At 53.7% G+C, this 15,357-nt stretch carries 12 protein-coding genes; 8 read left to right on the top strand and 4 right to left on the bottom strand.

The window, feature by feature from the left end; all coding sequences use genetic code 11:
* Window positions 1–69: 69 nt before the first annotated feature.
* A complete protein-coding gene (locus QOY30_RS11465) occupies window positions 70–903 on the top strand; it encodes a hypothetical protein (RefSeq protein WP_283744755.1) in 834 nt (277 codons plus the stop codon).
* Between the two features lie 728 nt (window positions 904–1,631).
* On the top strand, window positions 1,632–3,719 hold the full coding sequence (locus QOY30_RS11460; RefSeq protein WP_283744754.1) for a TonB-dependent receptor: 2,088 nt from the start codon (window positions 1,632–1,634) through the stop codon (window positions 3,717–3,719).
* An 838-nt stretch (window positions 3,720–4,557) separates the two neighbouring features.
* Here the strand turns inward: QOY30_RS11460 and QOY30_RS11455 are convergent.
* The 4 genes from QOY30_RS11455 to QOY30_RS11440 form a co-directional block, all read right to left on the bottom strand.
* The gene (locus QOY30_RS11455) at window positions 4,558–4,809 is read right to left on the bottom strand and encodes a hypothetical protein (RefSeq protein WP_283744753.1); all 252 of its coding nucleotides are present in this window, start codon (window positions 4,807–4,809) and stop codon (window positions 4,558–4,560) included.
* An 87-nt stretch (window positions 4,810–4,896) separates the two neighbouring features.
* On the bottom strand, window positions 4,897–5,211 hold the full coding sequence (locus tag QOY30_RS11450) for a hypothetical protein (RefSeq protein ID WP_283744752.1): 315 nt from the start codon (window positions 5,209–5,211) through the stop codon (window positions 4,897–4,899).
* A gap of 9 nt (window positions 5,212–5,220) precedes the next feature.
* Complete coding sequence (locus tag QOY30_RS11445) at window positions 5,221–6,477, bottom strand: RHS repeat-associated core domain-containing protein (protein ID WP_283744751.1); 1,257 nt, start codon at window positions 6,475–6,477, stop codon at window positions 5,221–5,223.
* Window positions 6,474–9,758 (bottom strand): DUF6531 domain-containing protein, encoded by a 3,285-nt coding sequence (locus QOY30_RS11440; RefSeq protein ID WP_283744750.1) that lies wholly within the window; start codon window positions 9,756–9,758, stop codon window positions 6,474–6,476. Before QOY30_RS11440 ends, QOY30_RS11445 begins: the two co-directional genes overlap by 4 nt.
* A 1,106-nt stretch (window positions 9,759–10,864) precedes the next feature.
* Between QOY30_RS11440 and QOY30_RS11435 the strand changes: the two genes are divergently transcribed.
* The 6 genes from QOY30_RS11435 to nuoF are packed head-to-tail and all read left to right on the top strand — an operon-like array spanning window position 10,865 to window position 15,343.
* The gene (locus QOY30_RS11435; protein ID WP_283744749.1) at window positions 10,865–11,221 is read left to right on the top strand and encodes an NADH-quinone oxidoreductase subunit A; all 357 of its coding nucleotides are present in this window, start codon (window positions 10,865–10,867) and stop codon (window positions 11,219–11,221) included.
* Window positions 11,212–11,691 carry a NuoB/complex I 20 kDa subunit family protein gene (locus QOY30_RS11430; RefSeq protein WP_283744748.1) on the top strand — a complete coding sequence of 160 codons (480 nt, stop codon included), beginning with the start codon at window positions 11,212–11,214 and terminating at the stop codon, window positions 11,689–11,691. The genes QOY30_RS11435 and QOY30_RS11430 overlap by 10 nt, the downstream gene beginning before the upstream one ends.
* 6 nt (window positions 11,692–11,697) lie before the next feature.
* Window positions 11,698–12,327: an NADH-quinone oxidoreductase subunit C gene (locus QOY30_RS11425; RefSeq protein ID WP_283744747.1), complete on the top strand. Its 630-nt coding sequence runs from the start codon at window positions 11,698–11,700 to the stop codon at window positions 12,325–12,327.
* A 21-nt stretch (window positions 12,328–12,348) separates the two neighbouring features.
* Entirely contained in the window at window positions 12,349–13,602 is a 1,254-nt protein-coding gene (locus QOY30_RS11420; RefSeq protein WP_283744746.1) for an NADH-quinone oxidoreductase subunit D, read from the top strand.
* A complete protein-coding gene (gene nuoE, locus QOY30_RS11415; protein ID WP_283744745.1) occupies window positions 13,602–14,081 on the top strand; it encodes an NADH-quinone oxidoreductase subunit NuoE in 480 nt (159 codons plus the stop codon). The genes QOY30_RS11420 and nuoE overlap by 1 nt, the downstream gene beginning before the upstream one ends.
* 23 nt (window positions 14,082–14,104) lie before the next feature.
* Window positions 14,105–15,343, top strand: coding sequence for an NADH-quinone oxidoreductase subunit NuoF (gene nuoF / locus QOY30_RS11410; RefSeq protein WP_502958711.1), 1,239 nt, complete (start codon window positions 14,105–14,107; stop codon window positions 15,341–15,343).
* The last annotated feature ends 14 nt before the right edge of the window (window positions 15,344–15,357 follow it).

Genomic DNA, 15,357 nt, shown 5'->3' with positions numbered 1-15,357 from the left:
CCAGTCTTTGCATGCGCTTGCGGATGCGGAATTTTTGATGTCGGCCTGCCAGGCTTGCCGGTGTCCGGCATGAACGACCAGGTTTCTTTGCAATACGCATACATGAATCAGAACCAGAACCACAGCGGCTCAAGCAATGCGGCAGGCGCACTTAACCCGGATCAGCAGATAAAAACCGAATACTACAATCTGTACGGGCAGCATATGTTCAACAGGGATTGGGGAATCATGGCCATGGTGCCTTTCTGGCAAAGATCCTTTACCACCGACACCAATGGCACGCCGGGCGTCACCGATGCGGCTGCAGGCGTGACCCCCGGCATCGAGAACGCGAATGTCCGCAGACTTTCCGATATCCGCGTGATGGGAATGTACACCGGGTTTGATGCAGACATGTCCAGCGGGCTCACCTTCGGCTTGAAATTGCCGACGGGTACCACTACCGCATCGCCTTTGCTGGATCGCGATACAGAGCCGGGAACCGGGACCACTGATTTACTGCTCGGCGGCTACAAGATGGGATATATCGGCAAGGAGTTTGGCTGGTTTTCACAGGGAACTTATCGGCACGCGCTGAACACCTACCAGTCATACAAACCCGGAGACAGCCTCAATGTTACTGCAGGAGTGACCTATAACGGATTGACGGGTACAACCAAGGTGATTCCCATGTTGCAGGTGAACGCCCAGTGGCGAGGAAGCGACCAAGGCGGGGGCGACGCCATTTATGGTAACGTGAATAGCGGCTACAGGAATTTGTACATTGCACCCGGTGTGATGGTGAACTTGACCAGACACTTGCAGGCCAACGCTTCAATTTATATTCCGGCATACCGATTTTCTAACGGTAACCAGTTGGTGCCTCAGTGGCTGGGCAATGCAGGCATTACCTACATGTTCTGACGAGTGTAATGACCGAATTTAAGTTCACTCAAGATGACATCATCTCACTATCGTAAATACACACCCGCATCGTTGTCACCTACCGGAATGGTTTTGCGGCGGAGTGAAGATTGTACTTATTTTATCTGGCACTTCGAATGGCGGTTCCCCACAGTTGCATTTCAAATAAAGTACCCCGCAGCAAGCTGCGGGGTATTCTGCGCTCTTTAATCTGCTGGCTCTCGGCCAGCCTATGCCTCTAGGAAAGGGGAAATTGTACCCGCAGAGATTAAATAAATTTGTTGAAAACAAACACTCACCAAACTTGGCTTATGCCTGGTATCGCAGATCGGAAATGTTCTTTAAAGTGGTTAGTTCTTTTCCACTGAATGTTCTTTAAATTAGAGCCATTTTTACTTTTTCGTCATGGCGACATGGACTAGCAAACTTCGTTGCACTTAAATTAACTATTGATATTTAGCAGGTTACTGGATATTCCATCATAACGTTCGGTCATGACGTAAGCTTTTTTGCTTCTGGCACAGTTCTTGTAAGAGGAATGTAGGAAACTTCTTACATCCTGGAATTGCTAATTAATTCGATAGTTGTAATTCGCCAAACTAAATCGTGATGGTATTTGCATTAATGTGTCCATGAAATTTAAAGCATATCAATTAATTTCGGTTGCAGTAATAGCGACTATTTTTACAGCTGGCTTGCATGTCAACGTAGCATTGGCTGATACAGCAGTGAATGCGCAGTCAGATAACGAGCAGTCGTTATCCAATTCTGAAACGATAAACACATTGCCCGAGGTGACGGTCACCGGGCATTACGACAATGCAGTCGGAACCTCCGATGCAGCTTCCCAAGGGGTCGTCCGCGGTAAGTTATTGCAGGACATCCCTCTGCTCAGGCCGGGCGAGGTGCTGGAGACCGTGCCCGGTATGGTGGTCACCCAGCACTCCGGCGACGGCAAGGCCAATCAGTATTTTTTGCGCGGATATAACCTGGACCATGGCTCCGATTTCGCCACCAACGTGGACGGTGTGCCGACGAACATGCCCACCAATGCCCATGGTCAGGGCTATTCCGACGTGAATTTCCTGATCCCGGAGCTGGTGGAACGCATCGATTACCGCAAAGGCCCGTATTTCGCCGACAACAGCGATTTTTCGTCAGCCGGTTCCGCAGACATCAAATACCGGAACAGTCTTGATCACAATTTTGCGGACATGACTCTCGGAGCCTATGGCTACCGGCGCGTGCTTATGGCGGGGTCGACGGTGTTGGCGCCACAAGGTCAGTATTCCCAGAATACATCTTCACTCAACAAAACCGGCCCGACCCTGCTCGGCGCAGTGGAGCTCATGAGCAACAACGGTCCGTGGGCGGTCAACGAGGATCTGCACAAGACCAATGCTCTGTTGCGTCTCAGCGATGGCGGTGCCACAAACGGATGGTCGCTCGATGCGATCCATTACGATGCGAAGTGGAATTCGACAGACCAGGTGCCGCTGGAGTTGATCGCTTCGGGGCAGCTGGGACGCTTTTCGGCATTGGATCCCACCGACGGCGGAAATTCCAGCCGGGATATCGTTTCCGGGGAATGGCGCAGCAGCGATTCCGCGGGGTATACGAAGTTGTCCACTTTCATCGAACATTACCATCTGCAGCTTTGGTCGAACTTCACTTTCTTCGAATTGCGTCCGGCGACCGGCGACCAGTTCGAACAGGCGGAAGACCGGAACATCGTTGGCGGGCAGGCGGTCAGGGGATGGAACCATGGTCTGCTGGAACACGATTCGTTTACAGAGCTGGGCCTGCAGTTGCGCCACGACAACATAAACGTCAGCCTGCAGAACACGCAGGCGCGCATACCTTTTGCAGCAGTAAGCAACAACCGGGTTGGAGAGACCCTGACCGGCCTGTATCTGCAAAACACGACCTATTGGGCCAGCTGGATACGCACCCTGGTTGGATTTCGCGAAGATACCGTTTCCATGGACATGACTTCGTATGTGCAACCGCAGAATTCGGGCTCAGCCGGGGGCACCCGTCCTTCGCCCAAGTTCTCGGCGATCTTTGGCCCCTGGCAGCGGACGGAATTGTTCCTCAATGCTGGCAAGGGATTTCATAGCAACGATGCGCGTGGCGTGATCGACAGGGTAGACCCGACTACCGGCGTGCCCGCGACTGCGGTGCCGGCTCTGGTTGGAAGCGCAGGTAGGGAGATCGGGATGCGTACCGAAATGTTCGATGGCTTGCAGAGCTCGGTTGCGTTCTGGAGTCTGGATAGCGATTCGGAGATCGTCTATGCGGCCGACTCTGCGATCGGCAGCACGACACCGAACGGCGCAAGCAAGCGCACCGGGGTGGAGTGGAATAACCACTGGATTGCAAATTCCTGGCTGCTGGTCGATGCCGATCTTGCCTGGACCCATGCGCGCTATGCAATCATGAATGACAACGGCGCCGCCGGGGACCTGATTCCGAATGCGGTGAGCAAGGTTGCGCTGCTCAGGGCCGCGATCCGCGATGCTGGCCCCTGGATGGTGGGAGTCGAAACCCGATACATCGGGCAATATCCGCTCGCCCAGGATGGCAGTCTGACGGCGCCCTCGGCGATCGTGACCAATGTGCGGGTGCGGCGCGAGATTTCTCCGCGCATGGCAGTCTCGCTGGACGCACTCAATCTGTTCAACCGCCAGTATTACGATATCGCCTATCAGCAGGATTACCGGGTATCACCGACGAGTCCAGTGGTGCCGAGCGGGATCACGGTGCATCCGGGAGAGCCGCGTCAATTGCGGGTGACTTTGGGGATCAAGTTCTGATATTGAATGCCTATTCGAATATATTTCGATTTAGGCAGAGAAGTTAGATGGGCTTACTACTAATTGTAGTGATAACGAACTCGATTGACGGTTCTGCAGTGCCCGCGATCGGGTAACTTGTATGACTATACTCGGGTTAGAAGTGTGAAATCGAAATAGTCAGGAGGTTCCCGCAGACTAAAACAAAATCATATTCAGAAAACCACGAGGGTCCGCAGCGGTGCGGGGAACGGACACTGAATTTTCCAATTCGTAGTTCCGCTGATGGCACAAGGCGGAATTCTATTTTAGGTATTCATCGCCGCAAAGCAGACAGTCGCGACTGTCCCGAATTGGCCGACTTGAGTCCTTCGGACATCCCATCGGCACATGTCTGCTTTGCTCCGCATAAGGGACGCACGCTACATGACTGCACATCAAAGGACAATATGCCATTCGGCCTATATATTCTTTTTAGTTGTACTGTCGGTACTTATATAGCAGGATTCGGACTTCGGGATGACCGCTTCCGTGCGTAGAAGAGACATACAGGTGAGTAAAGACAAACAGTCGCAAGTCGGCCATAAGCCGTCTTTCACGACCGGCAGCTTTCCGGCAAGCAATTTCATAACTTCTAGTTCGGTTTCGTGCCACAAGGGGACGTTCACACATGTCCGCTTAGCGGCGAGCAATTTGGCAAAATGCAGTTCAACGGCATGCCAAGAGGACGGTCGATGCCGCCACTGCCAATGAGTACTTCCTCGTCCATTACAGACGGTGGCAATTTTATGAATTGGATAGTGGTTCAGTCTGGGGGAGCGTCCGCTTCTTACTTTTTCGGAATTTAAGAACGAACATCTTATAGCTGCCAATCAGGCGCGTTTATGTGATCCGTGTTAATCGAATTGATATCGACGGTTTCGAACGTCAATGAACTGGAGTCCTTTTCCAACGCTTCAATCCCCTTCAACATCACCGCGTTAAACACTTCGTCAGACAACATCTGATGAAGTTGACGATACCGATAGAACAACTCACTAAGACGCTGGCTAATCGCAGAATGCACCACGCCGGAAACAGGAACGAAAACAGGTCGCGTATCTTTTGCCATATAACTCCCTTATCTCTTTTCGTTACACCATCGCAAAGATGCAATAAAAAAACGTCAACAAGGACAGGGATGGGTATAGATGCGAATTCATCTTTTACGGAATAGGGTAATCAACACTGAAATTTGTACCAGAACACAAATCAGTAAAGTAGTTGCGATAGTTGACAGCAAAGTAGCTGTTGCCCGTTCAGACTGTAGCGTATCCACCATAAATGATCGAACCAAATTAGTGCCAGCCGATGGCAAATTTGGTGATGCATTATATTGTTGAAGCATCTCTGTTCCAGTTGATATTAACTCAGGGATTGGTTTGACGTAGACCAATAAATAAAGCCCAACGGTGATCGCAAGTTGAAAAATGATCGATATGATGAAAAATACTACTAAACTTTTTTTTGCCATTTTGCACTCCTATTTCGGCATTGTTGTTGCTGGAAATTTTGGCGATGTTAGCGTGCCTGGTATATTTGCCCCAGCTTTAATAGAGTTCGCAGTACATTGATTAGCCTGTTGCTGTAAATTTGGAAGATCGCCACATGCTCCACCAGCTGGATAACTATCACACGCGGATCGAGCCAAACTTAAAGCCTTCTGCGATGTGGCCTGTGAACTCAAATCAGCGTAGAAATTGTATGCGGAATTGAGCAGATGCATTAGGCCATTGAAAGTGGCTGCTGCTCCCAACGCTGGCAAGCACCATGGACATTCTCCGTTTGGATCAGACCACCTCAACGGATTTCCGCCGGCATAGGTATAGGTGGAGAAACTTCCCCCCGCCAGCCCGATCAGATCGGGCTGCGTGTACTGCCCCATGCCCGGATCATAGTAACGCTGCCCATTGTAGAACAGTCCCGTTTCCTGATCATAGTATTGTCCGGGGAATCTCAGATTCACCGTGACGACTCCAGCACCCGAGGGGTTCTGGTTGGGTTGAATTGCACCAAAGGCATCGCTCACCCATGTCCACACCACCACACCCGACTGATCCCGCGCCACCCGTGGCGTATTCAGATGATCCACCTCGAAGTAGATGACCCGGCGTGCCGGGATATGCTCGATCTGTGCCAATGGCGTGTCGTCGCGCCAGACGTAGGTGCGGATGGCTGCACCCGTGGCAGTGAGTTCTTCGAGCAGGTGTCCGGCTTCGTCGTAAACATAGAGTATGGTCTGCGCGCCCTGGGGTGCCGTAGCGGTGGTTACCTTGCGGTTACGCAGCCCCCGATAGTCGTAGTCGTAACTTGCCAGCAGCACCCCGTTCAGCCTGGCCTCGGACATCCTGCCGGCCTGGTTGTAGGCATAGGTGTGACCCAGTCCGTCTGACGTGATGTTGCCTGCAGCGTCGGTGATGACCGCCCTGCCGTGGCGGGCCGTCAGGCGGTTGGAAGTCGTGCTGTAGGTGTAGCTGCCACCTGAATCGGAGAGGCGGACGCTGTTGGCATCGTAGCTGTAGTTGAAATTACCGGCAGGACCAGATTCGGCAATGAGACGGTCGGCTGCATCGTAAGTGTAGGTGGTGGTGCCCTGTGCCGTGGTGCGGCTGGCTACATTGCCTGCCGGGTCGTACACCAGCGACGCGGTGTCGGCAAAGGCGAATGGAGTCGTCAGTCCGGCCAGCAGCGCCACAGCCAGCAGGCGCAGTGCGAAACGCATGGTGAACGTAAGCCTCATGCTGTTCTCCCCGTCCCGCGTTGCACCCGTCGCTGTGTGCGCACCACCTGCAGCAGGAGCAAGCTGCCAAGAAGGTAGCTGCCCCATTCCGGCAATGTCGGCACATCGTTATCGGTACTGGCTGCGGCAGCGGCAACCGGGGGTGCGGGTTCGATATTGGCCTGTCCGGACAGGTCGTAAGTCATGGACTGTGTTATTCCGTTGCCGAGCAATTCGGAGGTAGCCTGACCGGTGCCGTCGTACTGCACGTTGGCCGTGATCGAGGTGGTGCCGCTGGCGCTGGTGTCGTCCACTTTCTGGACGTAGCCAGCGCTGTCCCGTGTCAAGCTCAATGTCTCGGCGCCGGGGGAAATGACGGTGATCTGGCGGTTGGCGGCATCGTAAGCGTAATGGGTGACGATGTTCACACCGAACTCGGTGCGGGTTCGTTGGGTCAGGTTGCCCTGGTTGTCATAGGCGAAGGTGGTTGTTCTGTTGTTTTCCGTGAGTTGGCACAGACGTCCGATGCCATAGGTGCACCCCGTGGCGGCATCCCATGTGTAGGTGACGTTTTCACCCGTGGTGGGGAAGCTGACGCTCAAGGGCCGGTTCAGTGCATCGTACGTGTAGGTGGCAGCGATGCCGCGCGCATCGGTGGCACCTAGAACGTTGCCCGCGCTGTCGAAGCTGCGGTTCGTGGTTCCGCTGTCGGGGCTCGCCAGTTGCGTCTCTTCCCCCAGCGTGTTTACCGCATAGTGGGTGTTGAGGTTCATGGGATCGTTCACGTTATTGAGCTGATCCACGGCGTCATACGCATAATTACCGATGTCGAGTGCGGCATCGGTAGTTTGATTGATGCGGTTCAGGGCATCGTAGCCGACGAGGGTGGCATGGTTCTTCGCATCCACCACCTGCTTGAGGTTGCCGTTGGCATCGTAACTTGAGGTTGCAGTGTAGCTGGTGGTGGCGTTATAGACGCTGATGTCCTGCGCCAGATGGTTCAGGGCGTCGAACACGCGGCTGTGGGTTTTGGACAGCTTGCCGGTGGCGTCGTATGCATCCTCTTTGGTGCGGTTGCCCATGTTGTCCAGGGTGTAGTGGATATGATCCAGCTTGATATCGGCGATGTCGGTCAGCCTGTGCGCGGCATCGTAGGTGTAATCCAGGTGGCTGGCATCCGGCAGGGTCACGCGCGTGAGCTGGCCGACGCCGTCATAGGTGTAGTTGGTCGTCAGGGCACCGACGGTGCGAGTCTTGAGCCAGCCGCGCGGCCAATAGGTGAGGACGGTGATAACGCCGTTGGCATCGGTGATGGATAGCGGTCGTCCGGCACCATCCACGCTGTTGATCGTGGTGACGTGCCCCAGCGCGTCGGTGATGGTCTTGAGGTCGCCGTTGGGGTAGTAGCCGAAGGACGTAATGCTCGCCACATCGGTACGCGGGCCTTTGATGTTCTTGAGCAGATTGGACAGGGTAGTATCGGCTGCCGTAGTGTAGGTGTAAGCCCAACTGCGGCTCCTGCTGCTGGCGCTATCGGTCACCGTCTTGGTGAGCAGGTTACGGGTGGTTGCATCGTAGGTATAGACGGTGGTTCTGCCCGGCTCGGATATCTGGGTGGGCAGGCGCAATGTGGGGTGCCATTGGGTGGTGATGGTTCGGGCTACCGCTGATCCTGATGCTTCGGTGCGGCTGGTCTCCAGATTGCGCGTCAGGTCGTACACATAGGTCGTCTTGTTGCCGTTGAAGTCGGTACGCGAGGCGACGTTACCGTTCACATCATAGGTAAAGGATGCGGAGCAGCCATCGCAGGGCGATCCGGTGATGCCGGTGTTCTTGACCACACCCAATAAGGTGCTGAAGCCATAGCTGCGCACATTGCCCCTGGGGTCGGTCACGCTGGTGGTGGAATTGCCGTTGGCATCCGGTGTGCCATAGCTCAGCCCAACATGATCGATGCCGCTGCCGAATGCGCCGTGCTCAGAGGATGTTGCAAGGCCGTTGGCGTCGTACGTCCAAGACGCAAAACGGGTGCCGTTCTCGTCCAGGATGCCGGTCAGACTGTGGGCATAGCTGACACCGGCTGCCGGGGTGGCGGAGACGTTCGCAACTTCGCCGTACAGGTACGTGCGCACCTTGCCGTCCGGGTACTTAACGCCGGTGAGGTTGTCGGTCAAGGCGGAACCGCTATAGGCATAGAGGTACACGCCGCCCGAGGGATCGGTCATCTTCACCACGCGACCGCTACCGTCGTAACCATACTGCAGGCTGCGACCTGTCGGATCGGTGACGCGGATCAGGAATCCGGCAGACAGGATGGCAGTGGTGGGAGCACCTGTTGCAATCAGCACATAACTGCCGTTGGGGCCCGCTGTTCCATCGCTGTACGTCAGCGTCTGGGTGAGGCCGATACGGTTGGTGATCGTTACCAGCTTGCCCGTTGCATCGTACGTCTCAACCTCGTCGTTCTCGTTGGTGTAGGCCCAACTGGTCGGATTTCCGGAAGCATCAACTCCTATTTCGACAAGGCTGCCTACGACGTCGGCATCGGGCGTCCATGTAGTGGTGGTCAGCGGTGGTGTTGCGGTGCCGATCGCCTGATTGAAGTAATACTGTTTGCCTCCGTCTCGTTTGAGCATGGCGGTTTTTAAGGTGGTACCGTTACTGGAATACACAATGCTGTGATCATAGTATCCACGCCATTGGCTACCCCATACCGTCATGCCTACTGCTGATGGCATTGTTCCGCCGCTATTGTATGTCCGCACAATTTGCAACGGATATGGCCCAACACCCACATAGTCTGATTCACGCTGATACTTGTTGCCTGTGCCCGCGTTGCAGGGGTTTGTGCCTGCGCATGTGTCAGGTTTGTCGGTGTTTTTAGCAGGATCGGGGGTGTTGGGAGAAATAACGCATTGCTGGGGATTGGCTGGATCAGGATTGAATCCAGATGGACAGAAGGCTTGACTGGTATAGAGAATTGGGGTGTTCCCCCAACCATACACGTAGCATGTCTGTCCAGTTGCTGTAGGTGCTGGAGAGCAATTTGTATAAGACCCTGGCCAAGTATTAGGTGGCGGTGTGGTCAGAAAATAGTTAACCAATGCCCACGGATTATGTATGTACTGAGGTTGACTCGATCCACAACATGAACCTGTCCAAATATAATTATCGGGCACTATGGTAGACGCACTCACAGGACTAACCACCGTTATCAACGAAGCCACGATGATTAATAAAAGTGTGGCAATGCCTCGCGTTGCAAGGGCAATATTTTTATCATCGCGTGACAGAAAACCCATGGCTACCCCTCGTACAGTCAAAAGACTGCTGGTTCGATCAACATAGTTGAAGGCGGCGAATCGTTACACGCAAATTTTTAGCTGACCATATGCCGTTCGACCTAGATATAAGACCAGGCCAGACTAGTTTTTGACGTAACCAGATTGTCGTGTTGGTGTGCTAACAACCTGATCCGGGTGATGAACCGGCTGGGACGTGGCTACAGCTTCGAGACTTTGCTTCGGGTCGTTAGTGCTACTTCGCGAATGTCGGGTTTGGGGAAGCGAATATCGAAGCTCGTCTGTCCGCAGTGGGTCGAATGTGTGAGTTCGCGAGTGTCCGCTTTGCGGCAACGAATTCGTTAAGCGCTATTTCCGGTTTGGGTTAACAAGCGACCTTCGAGCCTCATCAAAATGCTGGTTTTGTAGGACCGTTTTCAGATGTATAGCGGACGGTCGCAATCAAGGCCAAACAATCACTTTGTACGGTCAGCTTGTTTGTTTATGAAACAATCCATTTTGGAAGATGATTCACAATACCAGCGATCAATGATCGTGCCTTGAGCCATCCATACCACTTCCAGCCCAACAAGCATTTCACTCAAAACTGATCGCTAATGCATTCAGATACACGACACATCCTGTATCTATGCGGATTACAGCTCGCTTTGCATCAAACTAGGCACCTTTGCGATCAGTTTCTCTAACTTCTAGCATTGGCGCGGGTTGTGGAGAAAGTGAGCGGATGGGGGTGCTGATTTAATTTGCAATCGGCTTGGGGTTTTGGTGTTGCCCTTTGGGATTAGCCTTTTGGGATTAGAGCGTTGCTCTCACATTTGCGGGAAGGTGCTCGGGTGATATACAATTGACTGGTTGAGTTGTGTTGCATTGAGTTGTCATGGAATGTCGTTTGTAGCCTGGCAGTCAAGGTCATATGGTTGGTAATACGGCCCATAAGAATTAAAATAAAAATAATAAAAACAGAGGCATGGAAATTATTTCGAGTTTCTTGCCCCGCACCAAAACGAAAAACCGAGGCTGCAAGCCGAAGGTTGATAAGAAACAAGACTAGAATAGCATTCTGTTCTGAGCTGCATCAGGAGCCAACTGAGGAGGGGACTCAAGATATGTTGGAAAATTATTTTCCGGTTCTGCTGTTCATAATTATTGCGCTTTTGATAGGCGTATTGCCTTTGGCATTGGGTGGGCTGATCGGGCCTAACCGTCCTGACGATAAAAAAAACTCTCCCTATGAATGCGGTTTCGAAGCATTCGAAGACGCGCGCATGAAGTTCGATGTGCGTTTTTATCTTGTAGCCATCCTGTTCATCCTGTTCGATCTTGAAATCGCCTTTCTTTTCCCATGGGCGATCGTGCTGAAAGAGATCGGAACATTCGGTTTTGTTTCCATGATGATTTTTTTGGCTATCCTCGTGGTTGGCTTTATTTATGAATGGATGAAAGGAGCCTTGGAATGGGAATAGAAGGCGTTCTGAATAAAGGATTCATCACGGCAAATGCCGATGCGGTAATCAACTATGTGCGTACCGGTTCGCTGTGGCCGATGACTTTTGGCTTGGCCTGCTGCGCGGTGGAGATGATGCATGCCGTTGCACCCCGTTACGACTTATCCCGTTTTGGAGCCGAGGTGTTTCGTCCAAGTCCAAGGCAATCGGACTTGATGATAGTGGCTGGAACGCTGTGCAACAAGATGGCACCGGCCTTGCGTAAAGTCTACGACCAAATGGCCGAACCTCGTTATGTGATATCGATGGGTTCCTGTGCCAACGGTGGTGGTTATTACCATTATTCCTATTCTGTGGTGCGCGGGTGCGATCGCATCGTTCCGGTGGATATCTACGTTCCCGGTTGCCCGCCGACTGCCGAGGCCCTGATCTACGGCATTATCCAGCTGCAGAACAAGATTAAACGCACCAACACCATTGCGCGATAGGAAGATATGGCTACCGACCTGAACATACTTTCCGCAAATCTGAATGAGGCTTTCTCGGGCAAAGTTGTCAGCCTGGTAGAGCATTTAAGCGAACTTACCCTGGTGGTTAATGCCGCAGATATGCTCGGTGTTTTCACTCGCCTGCGCGACGATGCCGACCTGCGTTTCGAAGCACTGGTCGATGTATGCGGCATCGACTATTCAACCTATGGCAGCGAGTTGTGCGAGGACGGCAGGTATCTGCCCGATGCGCCGCGCGTTGGTGCCAGATTTGCTGCTGTCTATCACCTGCTGTCAGTCACTCACAACATTCGTCTGCGCGTCCGCGTATTTGCGGACGATGACGCGATGCCGGTTTTGAATTCAGTTACCGGAATATGGCCGTCCGCCAACTGGTATGAGCGCGAGGCGTTCGACCTGTTCGGCATCATCTTCGTCGGACACCCCGACCTGCGCCGCATCCTCACCGATTACGGTTTTGTCGGCAACCCGTTCCGCAAGGACTTTCCGTTATCCGGCACCGTTGAGATGCGCTACGACGCCGCGCAGCAGCGCGTGGTTTATGAGCCGGTGACGGTGGAGCCGCGCGAAATCACGCCGCGCACGATGCGCGAAGAGAATTACGGTCGTTCCTAACCGAACAAAAAAGGCAACGTTATGGCTGAGATAAAAAACTACACCATGAACTTCGGTCCGCAGCATCCTGCCGCACACGGCGTGTTGCGTCTGGTACTGGAGCTTGATGGCGAAGTGATTGAACGTGCCGACCCGCACATCGGTCTGTTGCACCGCGCGACCGAGAAACTGGCCGAGCACAAGACTTTCCTGCAGTCTGTTCCTTACATGGATCGATTGGACTACGTGTCCATGATGCTCAACGAGCATGCGTATGTGATGGCGATCGAGAAACTGGCGGGCATTCAGGTGCCGGTCCGGGCGCAGTACATCCGCGTCATGTTCGACGAAATCACGCGTATCCTGAACCATCTGTTGTGGCTTGGCGCTTCCGCCCTCGACTGTGGCGCAATGTCCCCGATGTTTTACACCTTCCGCGAGCGCGAAGATTTGATGGATGCCTACGAAGCGGTTTCCGGCGCACGTTTGCATGCGTCTTACTACCGTCCGGGTGGTGTATATCGCGACCTGCCGGATTCCATGCCGCAATATCAGGCGAGCAAAATTCACAATGCGGCAGCGGTGAAGAAGATGAACGAGAACCGCCAGGGTTCTTTGCTGGATTTCATGGACGACTTCACCAACCGTTTCCCCGGCCTTATTGACGAATACGAGACGCTGCTTACCGACAACCGCATCTGGAAGCAGCGCACGGTGGGTATCGGTGTCGTGTCGCCGGAACGTGCACTGGCGCTGGGCTTTACCGGTCCGATGCTGCGCGGTTCGGGAGTGGTGTGGGATCTGCGCAAAAAACAGCCTTACGAAGTTTATGACCGTATCGACTTCGACATCCCTGTGGGTGTCGAGGGCGATTGCTACGACCGTTATCTGGTGCGCGTTGAAGAAATGCGGCAAAGCAACCGCATCATCAAGCAATGTGTCGATTGGCTGCGCAAGAATCCGGGGCTGGTAATGACGGATGATCTCAAGTTCGCGCCGCCAAAACGCGAATCCATGAAAAATAACATGGAAGAACTGATTCACCATTTCAAGCTGTTCAGCGAAGGTTTTCATGTGCCCGCGGGCGAAGTGTATGCCGCCGTCGAGCATTCCAAAGGCGAGTTCGGCATCTATATGGTGTCGGATGGTGCGAACAAACCTTATCGCATGAAGATACGGTCGGCCGGGTTCCCCCATCTGTCCGGTTTGGACGAGATGGTGCGCGGGCACATGATCGCCGATGTGGTGGCCATTATCGGTACGCAAGACATCGTTTTTGGGGAGATAGACCGCTGATGTTATCCCAACAGATCACCACGCTCATCGACAAAGAGCTGAAAAAGTACCCTGCCGATCAGCGCCAGTCAGCCGTGATGGCTGCGTTGCGTTTCGTGCAGGATGAAAAAAACTGGATTGCTCCCGAAGACATGGCGGACATTGCCGTTTATCTGGGTATGCCGCAGATGGCAGTGTACGAAGTGGCAACTTTTTATCACATGTATCTGCTCAAACCGATGGGCAAGTACACGCTGACGGTATGTACCAATCTGTCGTGCCAGTTATGCGGCGCGGACGACACGCTGGCGCATTTGAACAAAAGGCTCGGCATCGGCCTCGGTGAAATCACTGCGGACGGAAAATTCGGTCTGCGCGAGGGAGAGTGCATGGGTGCCTGTGTGGACGCGCCTATGTTCACCATCAACAACAAGAAACTGTGCGGTCGTTTGACCAGCGAGAAGATCGACCAGATTCTGGCGGAACTGGATAAGCAATGAGCGAACCCATCATTCTCACCACGATGCATTTCGACCAGCCGTGGACGCTGGAGAACTATCTCAAAGTCGGCGGTTATCAGGCGCTGCGCAAGATACTGACCGAAAAAATAGCGCCGGAAACAATCATTGCCGAAGTGAAGAATTCCGGCCTGCGCGGTCGCGGCGGTGCGGGCTTCCCTACCGGTTTGAAGTGGAGCTTCATGCCGCGCAACTATGAGGGCGAAAAATATCTGGTATGCAATTCGGACGAAGGCGAGCCGGGTACCTGCAAAGACCGCGATATCTTGCGCTACAACCCGCATCAACTCATCGAAGGCATGGCCATCGCTGCTTACACGATGGGCGTGAAGACCGGTTACAACTACGTGCACGGGGAAATCTTCGAAGCCTACGAACGCATGGAAGCCGCCTGCGAAGAAGCGCGCAAAGCGGGCTATCTGGGCAAAAATATCCTCGGTTTCGATTTCGAGTTCGATCTGCACAACCACATGGGCTATGGTGCCTACGTCTGCGGCGAAGAGACGGCATTGCTCGAATCGCTGGAAGGGAAAAAAGGCCAGCCGCGTTTCAAACCGCCTTTCCCCGCCAGTTTTGGCCTGTACGGCAAACCGACCACCATCAACAATACCGAAACTTTTGCCAGCATTCCTTACATCATTCGCGAAGGCGGTCAAAAGTTTGCCAGTCTGGGTGTGACCAACAGTGGTGGCGTCAAGCTATTCTCCGTGTCGGGCCATGTTAACAAGCCCGGCAACTTCGAAGTGCCGCTGGGCACACCATTCAAGAAACTGCTTGAAATGGCCGGAGGGGTGCGTAACGGGCATAAGTTGAAGGCGGTGATTCCCGGCGGTTCATCCATGCCGGTGCTGCCGGCCGAGATCATGATGGATCTCAACATGGATTTCGACTCGGTGCAAAAGGCGGGCTCCTATCTGGGGACCGGCGCCATCATCGTGATGGACGAGACCACCTGTATGGTAAAGGCGCTGGAGCGCCTGTCCTATTTCTATTACGAAGAATCCTGCGGTCAATGCACACCGTGCCGTGAAGGCACCGGCTGGCTGTACCGCATCATCCACCGTATCGAACACGGCGAAGGCAGGCCGGAAGATCTGGATCTGCTGCTCGATTTGTGCGGCAACATCGCCGGGCGCACGATTTGCGCATTGGGTGATGCAGCGGCGTGGCCGGTGCAGGGTTTCCTCAAACATTATCGGGCAGAGTTCGAATATCACATCGAACACAAACGCTGCTTGGTGTAAGGCTGACGGACGGG

It is taken from the genome of Sideroxydans sp. CL21, assembly GCF_902459525.1.
Lineage (GTDB): Bacteria > Pseudomonadota > Gammaproteobacteria > Burkholderiales > Gallionellaceae > Sideroxyarcus.
The sequence above is the reverse complement of the archived record's forward strand: the minus strand, read 5'-3'. Positions and strand labels throughout refer to the sequence as shown.